Origin of the sequence: Bacillus cereus group sp. MYBK108-1 (genome assembly GCF_051917185.1) — a bacterium.
GTDB classification, from domain to species: domain Bacteria; phylum Bacillota; class Bacilli; order Bacillales; family Bacillaceae_G; genus Bacillus_A; species Bacillus_A cereus.
The window spans coordinates 62,096-82,610 of record NZ_JBQAHZ010000019.1 but is presented as its reverse complement, the minus strand read 5'-3'; the positions used below and the strand labels follow the sequence as shown (position 1 = coordinate 82,610).

The following is a 20,515-nucleotide window of genomic DNA, read 5'->3' as shown; positions in this document are numbered from 1 at the left end:
CAACGCCCTTTATAAAGGGCGTTGTTTTTTTATTTTTACGCTTCAACAGATTTCTTTTTCTTAGCAGCTCTTTCGCGCTCACTCTTATCAAGAATCTTTTTACGTAGACGAATTGATTCTGGAGTTACTTCACAGAACTCGTCATCGTTTAAGTACTCTAATGATTCTTCTAAAGTCATTAGGCGTGGTTTCTTCATTGTTGAAGTTTGATCTTTCGTCGCAGAACGAATGTTAGTTTGTTGTTTCATTTTCACAACGTTAACTGTTAAGTCGTTCTCACGAGTGTGTTCTCCGACAATCATACCAGCATATACTTCTGTACCTGGTTCAACGAAGATTACACCACGGTCTTCAACTTGCATAATACCGTATTGCGATGCTTTTCCTGTTTCAAGTGAAACTAGAACACCTTGGCGACGTCCACCAACTTGTCCAGCGTGTACTGGTTGGTAGCAATCGAATGTATGGTTTAAAATACCGTAACCACGAGTTAATGTTAAGAATTCTGTTGTGTAACCAATTAAACCACGTGCTGGAACCATGAAAGTAAGGCGAACTTGACCGTTTCCGTTATTCACCATATCTAACATTTCACCTTTACGTGCACCCATAGACTCCATAATAGAACCAGTGTATTCTTCAGGTACATCGATTTGTACGCGCTCTACAGGCTCACATCTTACGCCATCAACTTCTTTAATGATTACTTCTGGCTTAGATACTTGTAATTCATAACCTTCACGACGCATGTTTTCAATTAAGATAGATAAATGTAGTTCCCCACGTCCAGATACGATCCACGCATCAGGAGAATCTGTATTATCTACACGTAAACTTACATCTGTTTCTAATTGTGAACGAAGACGCTCTTCAATTTTACGAGATGTAATGTATTTACCTTCACGACCTGCAAATGGGCTGTTATTTACAAGGAACGTCATTTGTAGTGTTGGCTCATCAATACGTAATAATGGTAACGCATCTTGATGTTCAACTGGACATACTGTTTCACCTACGTTAATGTCTTCCATACCAGAAACGGCTACTAAGTCCCCTGCTTTTGCTTCTTCAATTTCTTGACGTTTTAATCCCATGTAACCGAATAATTTCGTTACGCGGAATTGCTTCACGCTTCCGTCTACTTTCATTAAAGCAACTTGTTGTCCAACCTTCATTGTACCGCGGAATACGCGACCAACTCCAATACGTCCAACGTAGTCGTTGTAATCAAGAAGTGCTACTTGGAATTGAAGTGGCTCTTCGCTGTTATCAATTGGTGCTGGAATATGTTCGATAATTGTATCGAATAATGATTTCATATTCTCTTCTTGATTTGCTGGATTTGAATCTAAGCTTGCTGTTCCGTTCATTGCTGATGCAAATACAACTGGGAACTCTAATTGATCTTCGTTTGCACCAAGCTCAATGAATAAGTCGATTACTTCATCAACTACTTCATCTGGACGAGCGAAGTCACGGTCAATTTTGTTTACAACTACGATTGGAGTTAAGTTTTGCTCAAGAGCTTTCTTTAAAACAAATCGTGTTTGTGGCATACAACCTTCATATGCATCAACAACAAGTAAAACACCATCGACCATTTTCATGATACGTTCTACTTCTCCACCGAAGTCAGCGTGACCAGGTGTATCTAAAATGTTAATTCTTTTATCTTCATAGTGAATCGCTGTATTTTTCGCTAAAATTGTAATACCGCGTTCTCTTTCTAGATCATTTGAATCCATTGCGCGTTCTTCAACGTGTTCGTTCGCACGGAAAGTCCCCGCTTGACGTAATAACTGGTCAACAAGTGTTGTTTTACCATGGTCAACGTGGGCAATAATTGCTATATTACGTAAATCTTGTCGTTTTTTCAACATGTCCAACTCCTAATGTCTTTTTAATCCTTCTCTATTATAAGAGCGAAGGGGATACAATAGCAATTAAAATAAAAGCAAGAATGAAAATATAGTTGTATTCTTACTTTTGTGAAAGTAAAATGAGATTGGAGGGTGAAGAAATGGAACACATTCAATATCGCTTTTTATTAACTGCAATTATCGGTGTTATTTTCTTAATCGGTATCGGCATTATGATTGCTGAAAATAGTCCAATCGGTATTATTATTTGCATTATCGGCACATTTGTTACAGTTGGATACGGTTTTGTAACAAAAAGAAAAATGCGCAAATCACAATAACGCTAAAAAGTAAGAAGCTTATACACAGCCTCTTACTTTTTTTGTTGCTCTCATATAAACGATAACACTTCTTCATACACTCCTGGTTTTGCAACTAACACACTGCTCTTCTCTATGATAGAAAGTGGCGCTCCAGAGAATGTCGTCACCTTACCTCCAACTTCTTCTACAATTATCTGCCCTCCGCCAAAATCCCATGGTGATAATCTCGGCGTTACATATGCATCTATTCTTCCTGTTGCAACGTATACCATCTCTAATGCTGCACAGCCATATGACCTTGTGCCCCTTGCTTTCTTAACAAGTGCCATCATACTTTCCATATTAAGCAATGGATTATCTGTAAGCCATATCGCATTTAAAGCTACAATACCTTGCTCTACAGTTCCTTTTTCCAATGGAGGAATTGATATATCATTACAAAAAGCTCCAGATCCCTTGACTGCATGATATAGTTCATCATGCACTGGATCATATATAAGTCCAATCTTTCCGATACCGTTCTCATAAATCCCAATTGAAATCGCAAAATTTCTTTTTTGATGAACAAAGTTCATCGTGCCGTCAATTGGATCAATTAACCAAACAACCCCGTCAGAAGACGTTATCTCGTCTCCATAACCCTCTTCTCCTAAAATATTATGATTCGGGAATGTTTCTTTAATTTTCCCAATTAAAAACTGTTCTATCTCTCGGTCCATATTTGTAACTAAGTCAGCTGCATTTGATTTTGTTTCTATAATAAGTGCTTTTTTCATTGATGCCATTAAATGCTCTCCTGCATCCCGAATCCACCGTTTGGCGTGTGCATCGATGTCTTTCCATACTTCTTGCATGTTTAAACACTCCGATCTATACTGTTCACAGAAAAAACGAACCCTTTATAAGGTTCGCACCAACTAATTTTTTATACATATACTATTATTACGCTTCTAAACGAATCATTTCAAGTCTTAACACTTCTAACTTTTGTACACACTCTTCTTTTTTCTGGTTATCATCTTCCATCATCGCATCATATAAAGTTGCTAATTCATAATCTAGCTCCAAACGTAGCACCGGTATTCTCTTTTCAGCATCTGTTCTCTTTAACGCATTAATCACCTGTCTCATATTATTTGCCTCCTCCCAATATTCGTCTGCCCTCGGACTAGAATTAATTCAATTTTCTGATTTTTTGTTTTATACTATACTATGTTGGATAAATCATCTATGCAACAAAATTATATTTTTTTATTTAAATTTTTTTGTGCTGTTTTTTTTATGAATAGTACAAGCTATGCTAAAATAAAAGCAAAATAGGAGTTGGAGGAACAATCATGACAATACAAACATTCAAGTCAACTGATTTTGATGTCTTTACAGTTGATGGTCTCGAAGAACGAATGAGTGCAATTAAAACGAACATTCATCCTAAGCTAGAAGCTTTAGGGGAACAATTTGCAGAATACTTATCCAAACAAACTGATGAGAACTTTTTTTATCATGTTGCAAAACACGCACGCCGCAAAGTCAATCCACCAAACGATACTTGGGTTGCTTTTTCAACAAATAAACGAGGATATAAAATGCTACCGCATTTCCAAATCGGCTTATGGGGTACTCATGCCTTCATATACTTTGGTTTAATCTATGAGTGTCCACAAAAAGTTGAGACGGCTCATGCCTTCTTAGAACATTTAAATGATTTAAAAACAAATATTCCAAATGACTTCGTTTGGTCCATTGACCATACTAAACCAAGTGTGAAATTACATAAAACACTTGAAACCGAAGACTTACAAAAGATGATTGAACGATTAGCTACTGTAAAAAAAGCAGAATTATTAGTTGGTATTCATATATCACCAGAGGAGTTTTCAGCAATGACCAACGAACAATTCCTTGCTAAGATTGAATCTACGATGCAATCACTCCTTCCTTTATATGCACTTTGTAATCGATAGTAGAAAACGGACAATTTATATTGTCCGTTTTTAGTTGTTATCACATTATATCACTTCAGTTTTTATTTTTCAAAATATTTTTTACATTTTTACAAGCTTTTGTTCTTCGACTTCTTTTGCCCTTTGAATAGCACGATATATAGAGTATCCACTTACCTCTTGAAATTCTTTATCAATTTTCTTTTCTTCTGCTTTCGATGGAACAATCTCTTTAAAACGACGATATAAACCCATTAACTCTTCTCTTATAATTCCTTTTTCATAAGCTTTCTCAATCGCTTCATAAAACTTCACCATTGTAACCATTTCCTCATTTGACCAATCATAATCTAACGGATATTGATATTCCATTTTGCACCTCATTTATCATTTCTTCTTGTTTCATTATGCTATCTTAAAGAGAATATTTTATTCTTCATTATAGCCACTCTGCATTATACACTATTTATTCATTTTAATGGAATTGTCTTCCTCTATTCATTAGTTGAGGCTAACTATTAAACATACTCACCTTAAAAAGATTTTTTTCTATACATCTATAATTATTGGTGATATAATGCTTTTGTTTTATAGAAAATAAAGTGAAGCTACCATCTCAAAAACGATTTTTTGAATGGCAGAAAAACAAGCCTTATTCTAAAAAGGGCTACACTTTTTTAGAGCAGGATTATATAAAACAAATTACACTAAATATTATGAAGAAGAAGGGGTGTATAGATTGTCCCAATACGAAACACCATTGTTTACCGCTTTAGTTGAGCACAGTAAGCGAAATCCAATTCAATTCCATATTCCTGGTCATAAAAAAGGACAGGGCATGGATCCTACATTTCGCGAATTTATTGGGCATAATGCATTAGCAATTGATTTAATTAATATTGCGCCACTCGATGATTTACATCATCCAAAAGGTATGATTAAAGAAGCACAAGATTTAGCAGCAGCCGCATTCGGTGCAGATCATACTTTCTTTTCTATTCAAGGTACAAGTGGCGCTATTATGACAATGGTGATGAGCGTTTGCGGTCCTGGTGACAAAATCCTAGTACCACGAAACGTGCATAAATCAGTAATGTCAGCTATTATTTTCTCAGGTGCAAAACCGATTTTCATGCATCCTGAAATCGATCCGAAGCTCGGTATTTCTCATGGAATCACAATTCAATCTGTCAAAAAAGCACTTGAAGAGCACTCAGATGCAAAGGGCTTACTTGTTATTAACCCAACGTACTTTGGGTTTGCTGCAGACTTAGAACAGATTGTACAATTAGCACATTCTTATGACATCCCTGTACTAGTCGACGAAGCTCATGGTGTTCATATTCATTTTCACGATGAATTACCTATGTCAGCGATGCAAGCTGGTGCGGATATGGCAGCAACAAGTGTTCACAAATTAGGAGGCTCTTTAACTCAAAGTTCTATTCTTAATGTGAAAGAAGGCTTAGTGAATGTAAAGCATGTCCAATCTATTATTAGCATGCTTACAACCACATCAACTTCTTACATCTTGTTAGCATCCCTTGATGTTGCGAGAAAACGTCTTGCTACAGAAGGAACAGCACTCATAGAACAAACAATACAATTAGCTGAGCATGTTCGTGATGCTATAAATTCTATTGAGCATCTTTACTGTCCTGGAAAAGAAATGTTAGGTACAGATGCTACCTTTAACTATGATCCTACAAAGATAATTGTATCTGTAAAAGATTTAGGTATTACCGGCCACCAAGCTGAAGTATGGCTTAGAGAGCAATATAACATTGAAGTAGAACTCTCAGATCTATACAACATACTATGTCTTATCACTTTGGGAGATACAGAAAGTGATACAAATACACTTATTGCAGCATTACAAGATTTAGCAGCAACATTTAGAAATAGGGCAGATAAAGGTGTTCAAGTACAAGTAGAGATTCCAGAAATTCCAGTGCTAGCACTTTCTCCTCGAGATGCTTTTTATTCGGAAACAGAAGTCATTCCATTTGAAAATGCAGCGGGTCGTATTATAGCTGATTTTGTTATGGTTTATCCGCCAGGGATTCCAATCTTTACTCCGGGGGAAATTATTACACAAGAAAACTTAGAGTATATTCGTAAAAACTTAGAAGCAGGTTTACCTGTACAAGGTCCTGAAGATATGACATTACAAACATTACGTGTTATTAAAGAGTACAAGCCTATCAGTTGATAGGCTTTTTTTTCACCTTTTTTCCTTTTCTTCATACGATACTTAAGAATGTAACGTATAGGTGGGGATACTATTATGATTGTAATAGGCCGTTCTATTGTACATCCTTATATTACAAATGAATACGAGCCATTTGCAGCAGAGAAACAACAAATTTTATCAATAATGGCAGGAAATCAAGAAGTTTATTCCTTCCGAACAGCTGATGAACTCAGCTTTGATCTCAATTTACGAGTTAATATTATTATCTCTGCACTAGAGCTTTTTCAAAGTGGATTTCAGTTTCGTACATTTCAACAATCCTTTTGCAACCCCCAGTATTGGAAAAGAACGTCTCTTGGAGGATTCGAGCTTCTTCCAAACATACCACCTTCTATTGCCATACAGGATATTTTCAAAAACGGAAAACTATATGGAACTGAATGCGCAACCGCTATGATCATTATTTTTTATAAAGCTTTACTATCATTGTATGAGGAAGAAACTTTCAATCGTCTATTTGCAAACCTTTTACTTTATACATGGGACTACGACCAAGATCTAAGGCTCATAACAAAAAACGGTGGCGATCTTGTTCCAGGTGACCTCGTTTACTTTAAAAACCCACAAGTAAATCCAGCTACGATTGAATGGCAAGGAGAAAATACAATCTATTTAGGAAATTTCTTTTTTTACGGGCATGGCGTAGGTGTAAAAACAAAAGAAGAAATTATTTATTCATTAAATGAACGACGAGTCCCTTACGCTTTTATTTCAGCTTTCTTGACCGATACTATTACCCGTATCGATAGTCGTATAATGAGCCAATACGCTTCTTCTAGTACACCACAGACCTCCATAAGCTTTATTCCGATTAGGGACGATGCAATCGTTGCAACAGTTGGTCATACAACTACAATTTATTAAAAAAGCGCCTACACATGTAGGCGCTTTTTCTTATTATTAAGCTTTTGTATGTTCTTTATGGTCACATTCACAATGAGATCCACATTTCCCGTATAGTACTGTTGATTTTTCATCTTCAAAATGTCCAATTGTTCCTTCACATACTTGGCATACGATTGTTCCCATTTTCATTTCCCCCTGAGTTTCAATAGTAATCTATTTATTTATCATTAAGCTTTCGCATTATCTTTTCTAGCACAGTCACAATTTGTTCCGCATTTTCCGTAAAGTACCGTCGTTTTCTCATCTTCAAAATGTCCGATTGTTCCTTCACATACTTGGCATACGATTGTTCCCATTTTTCATTTCCCCCTAAGTTTATGGTCCTAAAAACTTTTAGCTGTCCATTTCCTATCAATTATTGGGCTTTTGTATGCTCTGTGTGATCACATCCGCAAGATCCACATTTCCCGTAAAGTACCGTTACTTTCTCATCTTCGAAGTGTGCAATTGTACCTTCACAATCTTGACATACGATTGTTCCCATTTTTCATTTCCCCCTAAGTTTATAATCCCAAAAACTTTTTTGTAACCGCTTAACTTTCTGTCTTTATTTTAATATGTTATACTTTTTACGTCAATAGGTTTTTAGTATAACACATTAAATATTTTAAATTTAAATTAGTATGCGATATTCAAATAAAAAACAGCCATATTTATAAGTACGACTGTTTCACATTAATTATTCTTCATATTCCGCATGTAAAGAAGTTGACGGAACTAGAAATTTGAAAAACTGAGCTAACTCCTTTGCTTCCTCTTCTGATCCTAATTTAAAAATCTCCTGTATATATTGAACATTCTCTACATCATCTCGTCCGAGTAAAGTAGACCTTCCTGTTTGCATACAAACAATGAGCGGCTTTCCAAAAAACATATTTGTATAAATAACACCAAAATCATAACGTGTATCATGTGTCATAAACCCTAAAAATCGTACCTTCACACTTTCATGCTCATCATACAATTTTTCAAACATTGGTTTCCACCTTTCTACATCACGTTTCATTAATAGTATATTAAACAAAACATGTAATACTCCTTTTAATTGTCAAAAAATTCAGTAGGATGTAGAATGATAGTATTCTACTAAGTTAGGGGGAACTTATATGCAACACGCCTTTATTACGCTTGTACCGAAATCCAACCAACAATCAGTTTCAATAGATGATATAAAACAACTTTTTCATTATTATAAAACAGTTACTTCTAAAACTGGTGCCCAAATTAATTACACGTATACAAATACCGCTTTTCCTTATGAAATTTTAGATACATCTACAACAACATTAAAACTTCAATCCAATCACGACCGGTATGACTCAATTTATATTGGTGTTGGTATAGAAAATGAACAATCTTTCATCCAAGTTTCTTTACCACCTAATGCAACATTTGGTGACAAAGGGAAAGCAAATGAATTTTGCCGTTTTTTAGCGAAGAAATTAGAAGGAGAGTTACAATTATTTAATGGAAGAACAATGTATTTTTATAAACGCTAATTTAAAAAATAGATAATATGATTAAAAATAATATACAATTCGAACATGTAAGAAATAAAGCTTGCTTTCTTACGTGCAATACAAAATATGCTATTACATAGGCTAAATATAGAAATACGAAAAAAAGAATAACTTTATAATGAAACTTATCACCATTCGATAATGTTAATACAGTGGAAAAGCCACTCCATAGTAGTAAATGATAAAATATAACATGTAATATTTTCATGGAACCTTCTCCTTTGACATGCTCTATTTTATTAATATATGGGGGTACGTTTGAATCAATTACATATTATAGGATGATATATATTACCTTTGAAGTAAGTTAAGCCGGAATCATTTGTTAAAGTATTATATATTCATTCGACAAGTACGTTTAAAGACCTTGCAAGTCATTTGATGAAGATAAAAATAGCCCCTCTCTTACAATAAGAGAAGGGCTATTTACATTACTTAAATTATTTTACAATGTGAATTGGCATTCCAAGAGCAACTTCAGCTGCTTCCATTGTGATTTCACCTAATGTTGGGTGAGCATGGATTGTTTGAGCGATATCTTCAGCTGTCATTCCAGCTTCGATAGCTAAACCAATCTCAGAGATAATATCAGAAGCACCTGCACCTGCAACTTGAGCACCTACAAGAAGACCATCTTCTTTACGTGTTACAAGTTGTAAGAAACCGTCAGTGCTGTTTAATGATAATGCACGACCGTTAGCAGCGAATGGGAACTTAGATACAGTTACAGTCATTCCAGCTTCTTCAGCTTGTTTTTTAGTGTAACCAACAGATGCTAATTCTGGATCAGTGAAGCATACTGCAGGAATTCCGATGTAATCGATAGCTGATGCATGGCCACTAATTGCTTCTACAGCTACTTTACCTTCGTAAGAAGCTTTGTGAGCTAATGGTGGTCCAGGAACGATATCACCGATTGCATAGATGTTTGGTACATTTGTACGACATTGCTCATCGATTTCGATGATGCCGCGGTCAGTCATTTTAACTCCAACTTGCTCAAGACCGATTTCTTGAGTGTTTGGACGACGACCTACAGTTACTAATACGTAATCTGCTTCTACAGTTTGGATTTCACCTTTAACTTCAAAGCTAACTTTTACGCCAGTTTCTGTTTCTTCAACGCCTTTAGCCATAGCTTTTGTATGGATATTTACGTTACCTTTTTTCTGTAGAGCACGTTTAACAACAGAGCTCATAGCTTTTTCGAAACCAGCTAAGATTTCGTCGCCAGCTTCTACTACAGTAACTTCTGTACCGAAGTTAGCATATGCAGTACCTAATTCCATACCGATGTAACCGCCGCCGATTACAACAAGTTTTTTAGGAATTTCAGGTAAGCTTAAAGCACCTGTAGAGTTGATAACACGTTTAGAGTATTTGAATCCTGGAATTTCGATTGGTGTAGAACCAGTTGCAAGAACAGCATTTTTAAACGTATAAGTTTGAGCTGCATCTTCAGTCATAACGCGTAATGTATTAGCATCTACGAAGTAAGCTTCACCGCGAATGATTTCAACTTTGTTACCTTTAAGAAGGCCTTCAACACCGCCAGTTAATTTCTTAACTACGCCGTTTTTCCATTCTTGAACTTTTGTAAAGTCAACTTTTACGTTTTCTGCAGTAATACCCATGTCATCAGAATGCATTGCATTCTCATAACGATGACCTGCATTGATTAACGCTTTTGAAGGAATACATCCAACGTTTAAGCATACGCCACCAAGGTTAGCTTTTTCAATGATTGCTACCTTTTGACCTAATTGTGCTGCACGAATTGCCGCAACGTATCCACCAGGACCTGCACCAACAACGACTGTATCTAATTCAATTGGGAAATCTCCTACTACCATTGTTATTACGCCTCCATTACTAATAATTGTGGGTCATTCAATAGACGTTTAATTTGGTTTAACGCTTTTTGAGCAGTTGCACCGTCAATTAAACGATGGTCAAAGCTTAGAGATAATGCTAATACTGGAGCTGCAACGATCTCACCGTTTTTCACAACTGGTTTTTCAGCGATACGGCCGATACCAAGGATTGCTACTTCTGGGTGGTTGATAACTGGAGTGAACCATTGTCCACCTGCAGAACCAATGTTTGTAATTGTGCAAGAAGCACCTTTCATTTCAGCTGGAGCTAGACGACCTTCACGTGCTTTACCAGCAAGATCATTGATCTCGTTAGAGATTGTGAAGATAGACTTACGATCTGTATCTTTAACAACTGGTACTAATAGACCTTTGTCTGTATCAGCTGCGATACCGATATTGAAGTAATGTTTATGAACTACTTCTTGAGATGCATCGTCTAAAGAAGTGTTTAACATTGGGTATTCACGTAATGCAGATGTTAAAGCTTTAACAACGTACGGAAGGTAAGTTAATTTAATACCTTTGTCAGCTGCTACTGCTTTGAACTTCTTACGGTGAGCAACAAGTTCTGTTACATCTACTTCGTCCATTAATGTTACGTGAGGAGCTGTGTGTTTAGAGTTAACCATTGCTTTCGCAATCGCTTTACGGATACCACTCATTTTCTCACGAGTTTCTGGATATTCACCAGCTGGGATTGGTTGTGCTTTTGGTGCTTCTTCTTTCGCTGCTGCTGGAGTAGCTTCTACTGCTGCTGGAGCCTCAGTTGCTGCTACAGTTTGTCCACCATTTGCAAATGCATCGATGTCAGCTTTTACGATACGGCCATTCTTACCAGTACCAGCTACTTTATGAATGTCTACACCTTTTTCACGAGCGTATTTACGAACAGATGGCATAGCGATTACGCGCTCATTTACTACTTCTGCAGTTGCTGCTGGAGTAGCTTCCGCTGCTGGAGCTTCTACTGCTGCTTCTTCAGCTTTTGGAGCTTCATCATGATCGTCACCTTTAAATTTAAGGTTTTCGTATCCAGGAGCATCAAATTTAATTAATGTATCTCCTACGATTGCAACTGTTCCTTCTTCTACAAGTACTTCAAGTACTTTACCTTTAACAGGAGAAGGGATTTCTACTACTGCTTTATCATTTTGTACTTCAAGAAGTACATCGTCTTCGTTTACTTCATCGCCTGGTTTAATAAACCATTTTACGATTTCACCTTCGTGGATACCTTCACCGATATCTGGTAGTTTAAATTCAAATGCCACGGAATTCAGCCCCCTGATTCATTTCATTATTATGGAATATGTACAAAAGAAACCAGCATGTGCTGATTTCTTTTGCACATGAAAAGCTAAAAATTAGAAGTTCATTACTTTGTTTACAGCTTCAACAATATCTTTGTGGTTTGGTAACCATACGCTCTCTGCTTGAGAGAATGGGAATACTGTATCAGCAGCTGCAACACGTACAACTGGAGCTTCTAAGTTTAAGATTGCACGGTCGTTAATTTCCGCTACAACGTTAGCTGCAATACCAGCTTGTTTTTGAGCTTCTTGAACTACAACTACGCGACCTGTTTTTTCAACAGAAGCGATGATTGTTTCGATATCTAATGGTTGAACTGTACGTAAGTCAACAACCTCTAAAGAGATACCTTCTTTTTCAAGTTCTTCAGCAGCTTTTAATGAAGCGTGAACCATAGCACCGTAAGCGATAACAGATACATCTGTACCTTCACGTTTGATATCAGCTTTACCTAAATCAATTGTGTAATCACCTTCTGGTACCTCTTGACGGAATGAACGGTACAATTTCATATGCTCTAAGTAGATAACTGGATCGTTGTCACGAATCGCAGAGATTAAAAGACCTTTAGCATCGTATGGAGTAGATGGAATAACAACTTTTAGACCAGGTTGTTGAGCCACTAATCCTTCTAAGCTATCAGCATGAAGTTCAGGAGTATGAACACCACCACCGAATGGAGAACGAACTGTTACTGGAGCAGTCCAACGTCCACCAGAACGGTAACGCATACGAGCTAATTGACCAGAAATTGAATCCATTACTTCATAAACGAAACCGAAGAATTGGATTTCTGGAACTGGACGGAATCCTTCAAGTGCAAGACCAACTGCAAGTCCACCAATACCAGACTCTGCAAGTGGAGTATCCATTACACGATCTTCACCAAATTCAGCTTGTAAACCTTCAGTAGCACGGAATACACCGCCGTTTACACCAACGTCTTCACCAAATACAAGTACGTTAGGGTCATTTTTCATTTCAACGCGTAAAGCATCAGTGATTGCTTGAATCATTGTCATTTGAGCCATGGCTTACTTCGACTCCTTTTCTTTGTAGATTTCATATTGTTCAGCTAAGTTGTAAGGCATTTTTTCGTACATGATTTCCATTAAATCAGTTACTTTTTGTTTTGGAGCTTGGTCAGCCTTAGCAATTGCTTGTTTGATATCTTCTTTTGCTTCTTCGATTACTGTCTCTTCAACTTCTTGAGACCATAGGCCTTTAGCTTCTAAGAACTTACGGAAGCGTACGATTGGGTCTTTTTGTTCCCATTCGTTTTCGATATCTTTTGTACGGTAACGAGTTGGGTCATCACCAGCCATTGTATGTGGACCGTAACGGAATGTTAAAGTCTCGATTAAAGTAGGGCCTTCGCCATTTACTGCGCGCTCACGAGCGAAAGCAGTTGCTGCGTATACAGCTAATGGATCCATACCGTCTACTTGAATTCCGTAAATACCTGCTGCTACTGCTTTTTGTGCTACAGTTTTAGCTGCAGATTGCTTTTCTACTGGAGTAGAGATTGCATAACGGTTGTTTTGAACAACGAAGATTGCTGGAGCTTTGAATGCACCTGCAAAGTTCATACCTTCGTAGAAGTCACCTTGTGAAGCACCACCGTCACCAGTGTAAGTAATTGCAACAGATTTTTTACCACGTAGTTTCATACCTAACGCAACACCAGCAGTTTGGATGATTTGCGCACCGATAATGATCTGTGGAGCTAATGCATTTACATTCTCAGGCATTTGGTTACCCATGAAGTGTCCACGAGAGAATAAGAATGCTTGGTATAATGGTAATCCGTGCCATACTAATTGTGGTACATCACGGTATCCTGGTAAGATGAAGTCTTCTGCTTCAAGTGCGAAATGACTTGCTAATTGAGAAGCTTCTTGTCCAGCTGTAGGTGCGTAGAAACCTAAACGTCCTTGACGGTTTAAAGAAATAGAACGTTGATCTAATACGCGAGTATACACCATACGACGCATTAATTCTTTTAATTGATCATCAGATAATTCAGGCATAGCTGCTTCATTCACAACTTCACCGTTTTCATTTAAAATTTGTAATGTTTCAAATTGAGCTGCGATAGCTTTCATTTGCTCATCAACATTAAATAGGGTCTTTTTTGTTTTAGTACCCATTCCGTTCACCTCTTCCTCTCTTGAACCATATTCTGAAACGCTTTCACTGGCTATTTTCCAGTTTAAAAAGCGCAACGATGTAAACCAACATGTTTGTATGTCGGTTGAGAATAATTTTGTGTACCTAACAATCTGTACTAATGTTTTTTCAGAAACATATTAATACAATCTTGATCACGTTTTTTAGTTTACAACTATTCTAATTACGATGTCAATTACTTTGAATACGTTTTTTTATAAATAATATGCAGGTTTCTACTACACAAACGTGTTTTTATTTTTTACATCTGTATTAGTAAGCATTGACCTACTGTTATATTATTCCCTTTTTCACTTATTTTTTCTCTTAGAATAATATGTAAACGATTTAATTCTCTTTAGTTTTTCTCTCTTCGTAACAAAAATATACAAACTACTCTTCCTTTTTTAGGTAAATACCTATACATTTCTACCCTCTCTTCCATACATTATAGTAACCGCAGTATTAGCGGGAAATGATAAAGGAGGTCATCTCATGTACGGATACTCATATTGCTATCCAACTTGTTCATATCCTTCCTACGGTTATGGCGGTTCTTGTGGCGGGTCTGGACGCGGCTTCGCCTTAATCGTTGTGTTGTTTATTCTTTTAATTATCGTTGGTGCTGCTTGCATTCGCTAATTGTAAAACGAAACAACTATGGAAAGAAAAAGACGGCTTTGCCGTCTTTTTCTGTTTACCACATACATAACTACTCTATAATAGAACGATTTCCAAAATGCCTTCCCTTTCTTGCCGATGACTTTTTCCATCTCCTTTGGTAGACTAAAGAGGAAAGGAGAGATTACATATGCTTACAATGAAAGATGTTATTCGCGAAGGAGATCCTATTTTGCGCAACGTTGCAGAAGAGGTGTCCTTACCGGCAAGCGAAGAAGATACAACTACCTTAAAAGAAATGATTGAATTCGTAATAAATAGCCAAGATCCTGAAATGGCTGAAAAATATAGTTTACGCCCTGGAATCGGATTAGCGGCTCCGCAAATCGGTGTTTCAAAAAAAATGATTGCAGTTCATGTAACCGATGCGGATGGTACATTATATAGCCATGCATTATTCAATCCAAAAATCATTAGCCATTCTGTTGAACGTACATATTTACAGGGTGGTGAAGGCTGTCTATCTGTAGACCGCGAAGTACCTGGTTATGTTCCTCGTTATACAAGAATTACAGTAAAAGCAACTTCTATTAACGGAGAAGAAGTAAAATTACGTTTAAAAGGTTTACCAGCAATCGTATTTCAGCACGAGATTGACCATTTAAATGGCGTTATGTTCTATGACCATATCAATAAAGAAAATCCTTTTGCCGCTCCTGATGATTCCAAACCTCTAGAGCGATAATAATAAAAAGGCGGAAGTTAATCTTCCGCCTTTTTATTATGAAATGGGTTCCATATTCACTTATAGCAATCCAGCCCACTTTAGTCCATGATATATACCGTCTTCATTAACATCCTTTGTCACATGATTTGCAAGTTTTTTCAAGTCTTCATGGCCATTTCCCATCACAATACCTGTGCCAACGGCTTCGATCATTTCTAAATCATTTAAGCCATCTCCAAATGCATACACTTGATCACGATTAAAACCTAACTTTTCAATGTATTTCTCAATTCCTTTTGCCTTAGAACCACCATTCGGAATGATATCCATTGAATATGCATGCCAACGAATAAAATGAAAATCTGGATAATGATTAATAAACTTTTCCTCTTCATTTACTTCACAAAAAAGTAGTGTTTGATAAATATTACGTTCCTCATAAAAATTAGGCTCATATGCTGGATGCTCAAAGTTTAAGCTTCCAAAGCCTTCTTTCACATAATCATGATATTCCACTGATGCTCTCATATCTTGATGGTCAAGATATACAAGTGGATATCCTTCTTGTTTTGCAAACTGAGTAAACTTATGTAAAGCATCTGGATGTAACGGATTATTAAATATTACCTCATCTTCAAAGACAACATATTGTCCATTAAAACTAACATAATTATGTATATCAAGTTCCTTACGAATATCTTCGAACATAAATGGCGCGCGCCCTGTCGCAATTGCTACATGTACACCTTTTTCTTGTAACTGTTTTACTGCATCTCGTGTAGATTGCGGAATTTTTTTATCATGATCTAATAATGTTCCATCAATATCAAAAAAGACAATTTTATCATTCATTTGTCAAAATCCTTTCTGGCACTCTATATTCCTATTTTGAATATCACTTTTCAAATTCTAAAAAAAAGTATAACATATTAAACATCTGTGAAGAAAGCGTTCCCTTTCTGACCTTATTTGTAAACTTTGCATATATATATTAGTAAAACATGTGGATACTTGTTCGTATGAATTTTCTTTTCCATTCTTCCTCATACTATACCTATAACTAACGGCTACTAATCGTTACTATAGAATAACTTTCACTGTATGGGAAAGGACAAGATTCACCATTCACTTTTGTCCTATCTCTTATATCAGAGATAGAGTTTTCACTAGTAATAGGCATGTTTAAAATAAGGAAAGGAAGGAGTAATCATGCTGAAGAAGCTGAAGAAAAAGCTCAAGCGTTATTTAAATGGTCTAGTCCGTAAAAAGACAGTCGCTTAAATTGTGCCCATTTCGGGCTTTTTCTTCATTCTCATTCGAAAAAACATGAAAATCGTGACTGTTTGCTTTATAATAAGTAACAGATAATGCAAAACATAGACAAGGAGAGGTTTTCCAAATGATTTTTAAAGTATTTTATCAAGAAAAATTAACTGAGGTTCCAGTACGTGAAAATACAAAAGTTTTATATTTAGAGGCTACGTCTGAAAAGGATGTTCGTACAAAATTAAATAAGTTCGCATATAATATCGAGTTTGTTCAGTCTGTTACTGGCGCTCATCTTGAATATGAAAAAGAAAACGCTGATTTAACATTAGCGGAAATCGTATAGCGATATGAAATTTCTAAAAAACGACCAAGTTGCTGTATTTGCTCTCGGTGGGCTTGGTGAAATCGGTAAAAATACATACGCTGTTCAATTTCAAGATGAAATTATTATAATTGATGCTGGAATTAAATTTCCAGAGGACGAACTTCTCGGAATCGATTATGTAATACCAGACTACACTTATTTTGTGCGAAACGAAGATAAAATTAAAGGGTTATTCATTACACATGGTCACGAAGATCATATCGGCGGAATCCCTTACCTATTACGTCAAGTGAACATTCCAATTTACGGCGGAAAATTAGCAATTGCACTCATCAAAAACAAACTAGAAGAACACGGCTTACTTCGTAAAGCAAAACTTTACGAGATTCAAGAAGATGACGTTATTAAATTCAAAAAAACGTCTGTATCCTTCTTCCGTACAACTCACAGTATTCCAGATTCGTACGGCGTTGTTGTGAAAACACCTCAAGGTCAAGTCGTTCATACAGGTGACTTCAAATTTGACTTCACACCAGTTGGTGAACCAGCTGATTTAACAAAAATGGCTGAAATCGGTAAAGATGGCGTACTATGTCTATTATCTGATAGTACGAACAGTGAAGTTCCAAACTTTACTATGTCTGAGCGTCGCGTTGGTGATAGCATTCAAGACATTTTCCGTAAAGTAGAAGGACGGATTATATTCGCAACCTTTGCATCAAATATTCACCGCTTACAACAAGTTGTTGAAGCTGCTGTTGAAAACAACCGTAAAGTAGCTGTGTTTGGTCGAAGTATGGAAGCAGCGATTGAAATTGGACAAAACCTTGGTTATATTCGTTGCCCGAAAGATACATTCATAGATGCATCTCAACTAAACCGCTTACCAGCTAATAAAGTTGTTATTTTATGTACAGGTAGTCAAGGTGAACCGATGGCAGCACTTTCACGTATTGCAAACGGTACACACCGCCAAATTCAAATTATTCCTGGAGATACAGTTGTTTTCTCTTCTTCACCAATTCCAGGAAATACAATTAGCGTAAGTCGTACAATTAACATGTTGTACCGCGCTGGCGCTGATGTAATTCATGGGAAACTTTCAAATATCCATACAAGTGGACACGGTGGACAAGAAGAACAAAAGTTAATGTTACGTCTAATTAAACCGAAGTACTTCATGCCAATTCATGGTGAATATCGTATGCAGCGTATGCACATGAACATAGCAAATGATTGTGGCATCCCTGAAGAAAATTGCTTCATTATGGATAATGGCGATGTTCTTGCTTTACGTTCGGATGAAGCTAGCGTAGCTGGAAAAATCCCATCTGGTTCGGTCTACATTGATGGAAACGGTATTGGAGATATTGGCAATATCGTATTACGCGATCGTCGTATCCTTTCTGAAGAAGGACTTGTAATTGTAGTTGTAAGCATTGATATGAAAGAATTTAAAGTTGCAGCAGGACCTGATATCATCTCACGCGGTTTCGTTTACATGCGTGAAAGTAGCGATTTAATCAATGATGCACAAACATTAATTACAACTCATTTAGAAAAAGTAATGGAGCGTAAAACAACACAATGGTCTGAAATTAAAAATGAAATTACAGACACATTAGCTCCATTCCTATATGAGAAAACGAAACGCCGTCCAATGATTTTACCAATCATTATGGAAATATAAGAAAAAGGACAATGCCATGAAGGCATTGTCCTTTTCTTTTCTCTTATCTTAAAAAGTGTTTAAATCGATCCACTTCATCGTCATGACCAATGACAATTAATATATCTCCTGCTTGAATATTCTCCGTAGCTCGAGGGGATACGATAACTTCTTTGCCTCGTTTAATTGCTACAATATTCAATCCAAACTTCGCACGAATATCTAATTCAATTAAAGAGTGCCCATCAATTTTTTTATTCGCAATAATCTCTACAATACTATGCTCATCTGAAAGCTCAAGGTAGTCTAGCACATTGCTTGATGCAATATTATTAGCAATCCTTTTTCCCATATCACGTTCTGGATGCACAATATGATCTGCACCTATTTTACTTAACACTTTTTCATGATAATCATTTTGAGCTTTTACAGTAATATTTTTTACACCCAACTCTTTCAAAATCAAAGTCGTTAAAATACTTGAATTTAAATTATCTCCAATAGCAACGACTACGTGATCAAAATTTCGAATACCAAGGCTTTTTAATACCATCTCATCTGTTGAATCTGCAATTACAGCATGCGAAGCTATATTTGCAAATTCATTAATTTTATCCTCATCTGAATCGATTGCCATTACTTCCATTCCTAATTGAGCTAGTTCTCGGCAAATACTTCCACCAAAGCGACCAAGTCCAATGACAGCAAATTCTTTTTCTTTCTCACCCACGGGAATTCCTCCAATAACTTCAAGTACTATTTATTTTCAGTGTAACACACTTTATATGCGTCACAAAAACTGTAATTAGCTCTTATTTTTGTTTTTGTATATAAAAATATTGTTGCAAGTAAAAAGCGATACCAACAAGTAGCATAGCAAATACAAATATATTTCCAAAAGAACTAAATGTTTCAAAAACGAATAATAATGTTTCTTGACCAAAAAAGGCAAATAGAAGCTGTGTGAATGCAAATAACAACGCCCATATGTAATGATGTTGATGGAATAAATAATGCGTTGCACCTAAAAAAGCAATAAACGAAAAGATAAAGATCCACCAATTTTCTAAAAATAGTTGCCAATTAGAAAATTGATATCCATTTACTAATATCGCAATAAGCGCGATAACTACCATCGTCGGCACACTCCAAAATAATGCCCGTCCTCTAAAGAAACGAGTGCCTTTAACATCTCCTTTTTCATGTGCAATATATGTTAGTACTACTGTGCTTATATACAAAACAGAAAGAATTGTTAAAACGATAATAAGCCAAAAATGTAATTGATAATATTCATGCTCTATATTTGTCACGATTGCAGCTAACATGCACGGAATTAACATTCCCGTCCAACCATCTACTTTTCTTTCATTCCAAAAGACCGTATTACCAATCCTTATTCCTAACAACATAAAAATAATGATACCCAATACAAATAACGTAGTTTTATTCCCTACTAAACTCGTTGAAAAAGCAATTAATCCAATAAATAAAAAGAGCACAAACCCATTCATAATTTCTAGTACAGGTGATAAATATCTCTTCACCCATTTGTATGTTTCGTCATATTCATTATTATCTACTAGACGATAGGCATAAAAACTTATCCCAAAATAAACCGCCGCAATAATAACGTACGCATATAAGACGAAACATAAAATCGCACTGCTAATTTGCACGTAATTCCCCACCCTTTTTTCTATGTTTCACATTGATTTTACACACTTTTCATACTAAAAGTA

Annotated in this window: 25 protein-coding genes; 9 read left to right on the top strand and 16 right to left on the bottom strand. The window is 36.2% G+C overall.

All coding sequences use genetic code 11. The annotated features are described in order from the left end of the window. Positions 1-35 precede the first annotated feature (35 nt). The gene (gene typA, locus ACTFSL_RS22085; protein ID WP_000914762.1) at positions 36-1,880 is read right to left on the bottom strand and encodes a translational GTPase TypA; all 1,845 of its coding nucleotides are present in this window, start codon (positions 1,878-1,880) and stop codon (positions 36-38) included. Positions 1,881-2,020: 140 nt separating this feature from the next. On the opposite strand from typA, the gene ACTFSL_RS22080 reads away from it, so the two are divergent. Continuing rightward, on the top strand, positions 2,021-2,200 hold the full coding sequence (locus ACTFSL_RS22080; protein ID WP_000400127.1) for a DUF5325 family protein: 180 nt from the start codon (positions 2,021-2,023) through the stop codon (positions 2,198-2,200). A 50-nt stretch (positions 2,201-2,250) separates the two neighbouring features. On the opposite strand, the gene ACTFSL_RS22075 is transcribed toward ACTFSL_RS22080, so the two are convergent. Together ACTFSL_RS22075 and ACTFSL_RS22070 are read right to left on the bottom strand one after the other, a co-directional pair. Next, positions 2,251-3,036: an inositol monophosphatase family protein gene (locus ACTFSL_RS22075; RefSeq protein ID WP_001158701.1), complete on the bottom strand. Its 786-nt coding sequence runs from the start codon at positions 3,034-3,036 to the stop codon at positions 2,251-2,253. Between the two features lie 88 nt (positions 3,037-3,124). Continuing rightward, positions 3,125-3,313, bottom strand: coding sequence for a hypothetical protein (locus ACTFSL_RS22070; RefSeq protein WP_001250165.1), 189 nt, complete (start codon positions 3,311-3,313; stop codon positions 3,125-3,127). Between the two features lie 206 nt (positions 3,314-3,519). On the opposite strand from ACTFSL_RS22070, the gene ACTFSL_RS22065 reads away from it, so the two are divergent. Continuing rightward, on the top strand, positions 3,520-4,146 hold the full coding sequence (locus tag ACTFSL_RS22065; protein ID WP_000155317.1) for a YktB family protein: 627 nt from the start codon (positions 3,520-3,522) through the stop codon (positions 4,144-4,146). Positions 4,147-4,227: 81 nt separating this feature from the next. On the opposite strand, the gene ACTFSL_RS22060 is transcribed toward ACTFSL_RS22065, so the two are convergent. Further along, positions 4,228-4,497 (bottom strand): UPF0223 family protein, encoded by a 270-nt coding sequence (locus ACTFSL_RS22060; RefSeq protein ID WP_000456562.1) that lies wholly within the window; start codon positions 4,495-4,497, stop codon positions 4,228-4,230. 367 nt (positions 4,498-4,864) lie between these two features. Between ACTFSL_RS22060 and speA the strand changes: the two genes are divergently transcribed. Next, positions 4,865-6,337 (top strand): arginine decarboxylase, encoded by a 1,473-nt coding sequence (gene speA, locus ACTFSL_RS22055; RefSeq protein WP_000084899.1) that lies wholly within the window; start codon positions 4,865-4,867, stop codon positions 6,335-6,337. Between the two features lie 75 nt (positions 6,338-6,412). Beyond that, a complete protein-coding gene (locus ACTFSL_RS22050; RefSeq protein WP_000635337.1) occupies positions 6,413-7,243 on the top strand; it encodes a protein-glutamine gamma-glutamyltransferase in 831 nt (276 codons plus the stop codon). Between the two features lie 36 nt (positions 7,244-7,279). Here ACTFSL_RS22050 and ACTFSL_RS22045 read toward each other — a convergent pair whose 3' ends face one another. The 4 genes from ACTFSL_RS22045 to ACTFSL_RS22030 form a co-directional block, all read right to left on the bottom strand. After that, positions 7,280-7,408, bottom strand: coding sequence for a GapA-binding peptide SR1P (locus ACTFSL_RS22045; protein ID WP_000536796.1), 129 nt, complete (start codon positions 7,406-7,408; stop codon positions 7,280-7,282). A gap of 44 nt (positions 7,409-7,452) precedes the next feature. Continuing rightward, a complete protein-coding gene (locus tag ACTFSL_RS22040; protein WP_000536803.1) occupies positions 7,453-7,581 on the bottom strand; it encodes a GapA-binding peptide SR1P in 129 nt (42 codons plus the stop codon). Positions 7,582-7,640: 59 nt separating this feature from the next. Continuing rightward, complete coding sequence (locus ACTFSL_RS22035) at positions 7,641-7,769, bottom strand: GapA-binding peptide SR1P (RefSeq protein WP_000536778.1); 129 nt, start codon at positions 7,767-7,769, stop codon at positions 7,641-7,643. 195 nt (positions 7,770-7,964) lie between these two features. After that, positions 7,965-8,261: a DUF3055 domain-containing protein gene (locus ACTFSL_RS22030; RefSeq protein ID WP_000462038.1), complete on the bottom strand. Its 297-nt coding sequence runs from the start codon at positions 8,259-8,261 to the stop codon at positions 7,965-7,967. Between the two features lie 130 nt (positions 8,262-8,391). Between ACTFSL_RS22030 and ACTFSL_RS22025 the strand changes: the two genes are divergently transcribed. Beyond that, positions 8,392-8,784, top strand: coding sequence for a DUF1885 family protein (locus ACTFSL_RS22025; protein ID WP_001163299.1), 393 nt, complete (start codon positions 8,392-8,394; stop codon positions 8,782-8,784). Position 8,785: 1 nt separating this feature from the next. Here the strand turns inward: ACTFSL_RS22025 and ACTFSL_RS22020 are convergent, their stop codons facing one another. From ACTFSL_RS22020 to pdhA, 5 genes are all read right to left on the bottom strand, one after another. Beyond that, complete coding sequence (locus tag ACTFSL_RS22020) at positions 8,786-9,013, bottom strand: hypothetical protein (RefSeq protein ID WP_000697469.1); 228 nt, start codon at positions 9,011-9,013, stop codon at positions 8,786-8,788. 232 nt (positions 9,014-9,245) lie between these two features. After that, the gene (gene lpdA, locus ACTFSL_RS22015) at positions 9,246-10,658 is read right to left on the bottom strand and encodes a dihydrolipoyl dehydrogenase (protein ID WP_000260104.1); all 1,413 of its coding nucleotides are present in this window, start codon (positions 10,656-10,658) and stop codon (positions 9,246-9,248) included. Between the two features lie 5 nt (positions 10,659-10,663). Then, positions 10,664-11,953 (bottom strand): pyruvate dehydrogenase complex dihydrolipoyllysine-residue acetyltransferase, encoded by a 1,290-nt coding sequence (gene pdhC / locus ACTFSL_RS22010; protein ID WP_000863419.1) that lies wholly within the window; start codon positions 11,951-11,953, stop codon positions 10,664-10,666. A gap of 93 nt (positions 11,954-12,046) precedes the next feature. After that, entirely contained in the window at positions 12,047-13,024 is a 978-nt protein-coding gene (gene pdhB / locus ACTFSL_RS22005) for a pyruvate dehydrogenase complex E1 component subunit beta (RefSeq protein ID WP_440042404.1), read from the bottom strand. Positions 13,025-13,027: 3 nt separating this feature from the next. Further along, the gene (pdhA, locus tag ACTFSL_RS22000; RefSeq protein WP_000536895.1) at positions 13,028-14,143 is read right to left on the bottom strand and encodes a pyruvate dehydrogenase E1 component subunit alpha; all 1,116 of its coding nucleotides are present in this window, start codon (positions 14,141-14,143) and stop codon (positions 13,028-13,030) included. A 514-nt stretch (positions 14,144-14,657) separates the two neighbouring features. Between pdhA and ACTFSL_RS21995 the strand changes: the two genes are divergently transcribed. Both ACTFSL_RS21995 and def read left to right on the top strand, forming a co-directional pair. Next, complete coding sequence (locus ACTFSL_RS21995; protein ID WP_000274562.1) at positions 14,658-14,804, top strand: YjcZ family sporulation protein; 147 nt, start codon at positions 14,658-14,660, stop codon at positions 14,802-14,804. 169 nt (positions 14,805-14,973) lie between these two features. Then, positions 14,974-15,528, top strand: a complete 555-nt coding sequence (gene def / locus ACTFSL_RS21990) for a peptide deformylase (RefSeq protein WP_000957048.1) — start codon at positions 14,974-14,976, stop codon at positions 15,526-15,528. 60 nt (positions 15,529-15,588) lie between these two features. Here def and ACTFSL_RS21985 read toward each other — a convergent pair whose 3' ends face one another. Further along, positions 15,589-16,362: a Cof-type HAD-IIB family hydrolase gene (locus ACTFSL_RS21985; protein WP_000998268.1), complete on the bottom strand. Its 774-nt coding sequence runs from the start codon at positions 16,360-16,362 to the stop codon at positions 15,589-15,591. A gap of 547 nt (positions 16,363-16,909) precedes the next feature. Here ACTFSL_RS21985 and ACTFSL_RS21980 point away from each other — a divergent pair. Next, positions 16,910-17,122: a DNA-dependent RNA polymerase subunit epsilon gene (locus ACTFSL_RS21980; RefSeq protein ID WP_000576435.1), complete on the top strand. Its 213-nt coding sequence runs from the start codon at positions 16,910-16,912 to the stop codon at positions 17,120-17,122. A 4-nt stretch (positions 17,123-17,126) separates the two neighbouring features. After that, positions 17,127-18,794 carry a ribonuclease J1 gene (gene rnjA / locus ACTFSL_RS21975; protein WP_000670377.1) on the top strand — a complete coding sequence of 556 codons (1,668 nt, stop codon included), beginning with the start codon at positions 17,127-17,129 and terminating at the stop codon, positions 18,792-18,794. Positions 18,795-18,837: 43 nt separating this feature from the next. Here rnjA and ACTFSL_RS21970 read toward each other — a convergent pair whose 3' ends face one another. Next, positions 18,838-19,503, bottom strand: a complete 666-nt coding sequence (locus tag ACTFSL_RS21970) for a potassium channel family protein (RefSeq protein WP_000504032.1) — start codon at positions 19,501-19,503, stop codon at positions 18,838-18,840. 82 nt (positions 19,504-19,585) lie between these two features. Beyond that, on the bottom strand, positions 19,586-20,452 hold the full coding sequence (locus tag ACTFSL_RS21965) for a cytochrome c oxidase assembly protein (protein WP_001167324.1): 867 nt from the start codon (positions 20,450-20,452) through the stop codon (positions 19,586-19,588). Positions 20,453-20,515 lie beyond the last annotated feature (63 nt).

What these genes read in the sequence shown, in the direction of transcription:
- def (WP_000957048.1), top strand. Translation starts at nt 14,974, where the DNA reads ATGCTTACAATGAAAGATGTTATTCGCGAAGGAGATCCTATTTTGCGC.
- pdhB (WP_440042404.1), bottom strand. Translation starts at nt 13,024, where the DNA reads ATGGCTCAAATGACAATGATTCAAGCAATCACTGATGCTTTACGCGTT.
- ACTFSL_RS22075 (WP_001158701.1), bottom strand. Translation starts at nt 3,036, where the DNA reads ATGCAAGAAGTATGGAAAGACATCGATGCACACGCCAAACGGTGGATT.
- ACTFSL_RS21980 (WP_000576435.1), top strand. Translation starts at nt 16,910, where the DNA reads ATGATTTTTAAAGTATTTTATCAAGAAAAATTAACTGAGGTTCCAGTA.
- ACTFSL_RS22025 (WP_001163299.1), top strand. Translation starts at nt 8,392, where the DNA reads ATGCAACACGCCTTTATTACGCTTGTACCGAAATCCAACCAACAATCA.
- ACTFSL_RS22080 (WP_000400127.1), top strand. Translation starts at nt 2,021, where the DNA reads ATGGAACACATTCAATATCGCTTTTTATTAACTGCAATTATCGGTGTT.
- ACTFSL_RS22045 (WP_000536796.1), bottom strand. Translation starts at nt 7,408, where the DNA reads ATGGGAACAATCGTATGCCAAGTATGTGAAGGAACAATTGGACATTTT.
- ACTFSL_RS21995 (WP_000274562.1), top strand. Translation starts at nt 14,658, where the DNA reads ATGTACGGATACTCATATTGCTATCCAACTTGTTCATATCCTTCCTAC.
- typA (WP_000914762.1), bottom strand. Translation starts at nt 1,880, where the DNA reads ATGTTGAAAAAACGACAAGATTTACGTAATATAGCAATTATTGCCCAC.
- ACTFSL_RS22065 (WP_000155317.1), top strand. Translation starts at nt 3,520, where the DNA reads ATGACAATACAAACATTCAAGTCAACTGATTTTGATGTCTTTACAGTT.
- ACTFSL_RS22050 (WP_000635337.1), top strand. Translation starts at nt 6,413, where the DNA reads ATGATTGTAATAGGCCGTTCTATTGTACATCCTTATATTACAAATGAA.
- pdhA (WP_000536895.1), bottom strand. Translation starts at nt 14,143, where the DNA reads ATGGGTACTAAAACAAAAAAGACCCTATTTAATGTTGATGAGCAAATG.
- ACTFSL_RS22060 (WP_000456562.1), bottom strand. Translation starts at nt 4,497, where the DNA reads ATGGAATATCAATATCCGTTAGATTATGATTGGTCAAATGAGGAAATG.
- ACTFSL_RS22030 (WP_000462038.1), bottom strand. Translation starts at nt 8,261, where the DNA reads ATGTTTGAAAAATTGTATGATGAGCATGAAAGTGTGAAGGTACGATTT.
- ACTFSL_RS22020 (WP_000697469.1), bottom strand. Translation starts at nt 9,013, where the DNA reads ATGAAAATATTACATGTTATATTTTATCATTTACTACTATGGAGTGGC.
- lpdA (WP_000260104.1), bottom strand. Translation starts at nt 10,658, where the DNA reads ATGGTAGTAGGAGATTTCCCAATTGAATTAGATACAGTCGTTGTTGGT.
- ACTFSL_RS22040 (WP_000536803.1), bottom strand. Translation starts at nt 7,581, where the DNA reads ATGGGAACAATCGTATGCCAAGTATGTGAAGGAACAATCGGACATTTT.
- ACTFSL_RS22035 (WP_000536778.1), bottom strand. Translation starts at nt 7,769, where the DNA reads ATGGGAACAATCGTATGTCAAGATTGTGAAGGTACAATTGCACACTTC.
- ACTFSL_RS21985 (WP_000998268.1), bottom strand. Translation starts at nt 16,362, where the DNA reads ATGAATGATAAAATTGTCTTTTTTGATATTGATGGAACATTATTAGAT.
- ACTFSL_RS22070 (WP_001250165.1), bottom strand. Translation starts at nt 3,313, where the DNA reads ATGAGACAGGTGATTAATGCGTTAAAGAGAACAGATGCTGAAAAGAGA.
- rnjA (WP_000670377.1), top strand. Translation starts at nt 17,127, where the DNA reads ATGAAATTTCTAAAAAACGACCAAGTTGCTGTATTTGCTCTCGGTGGG.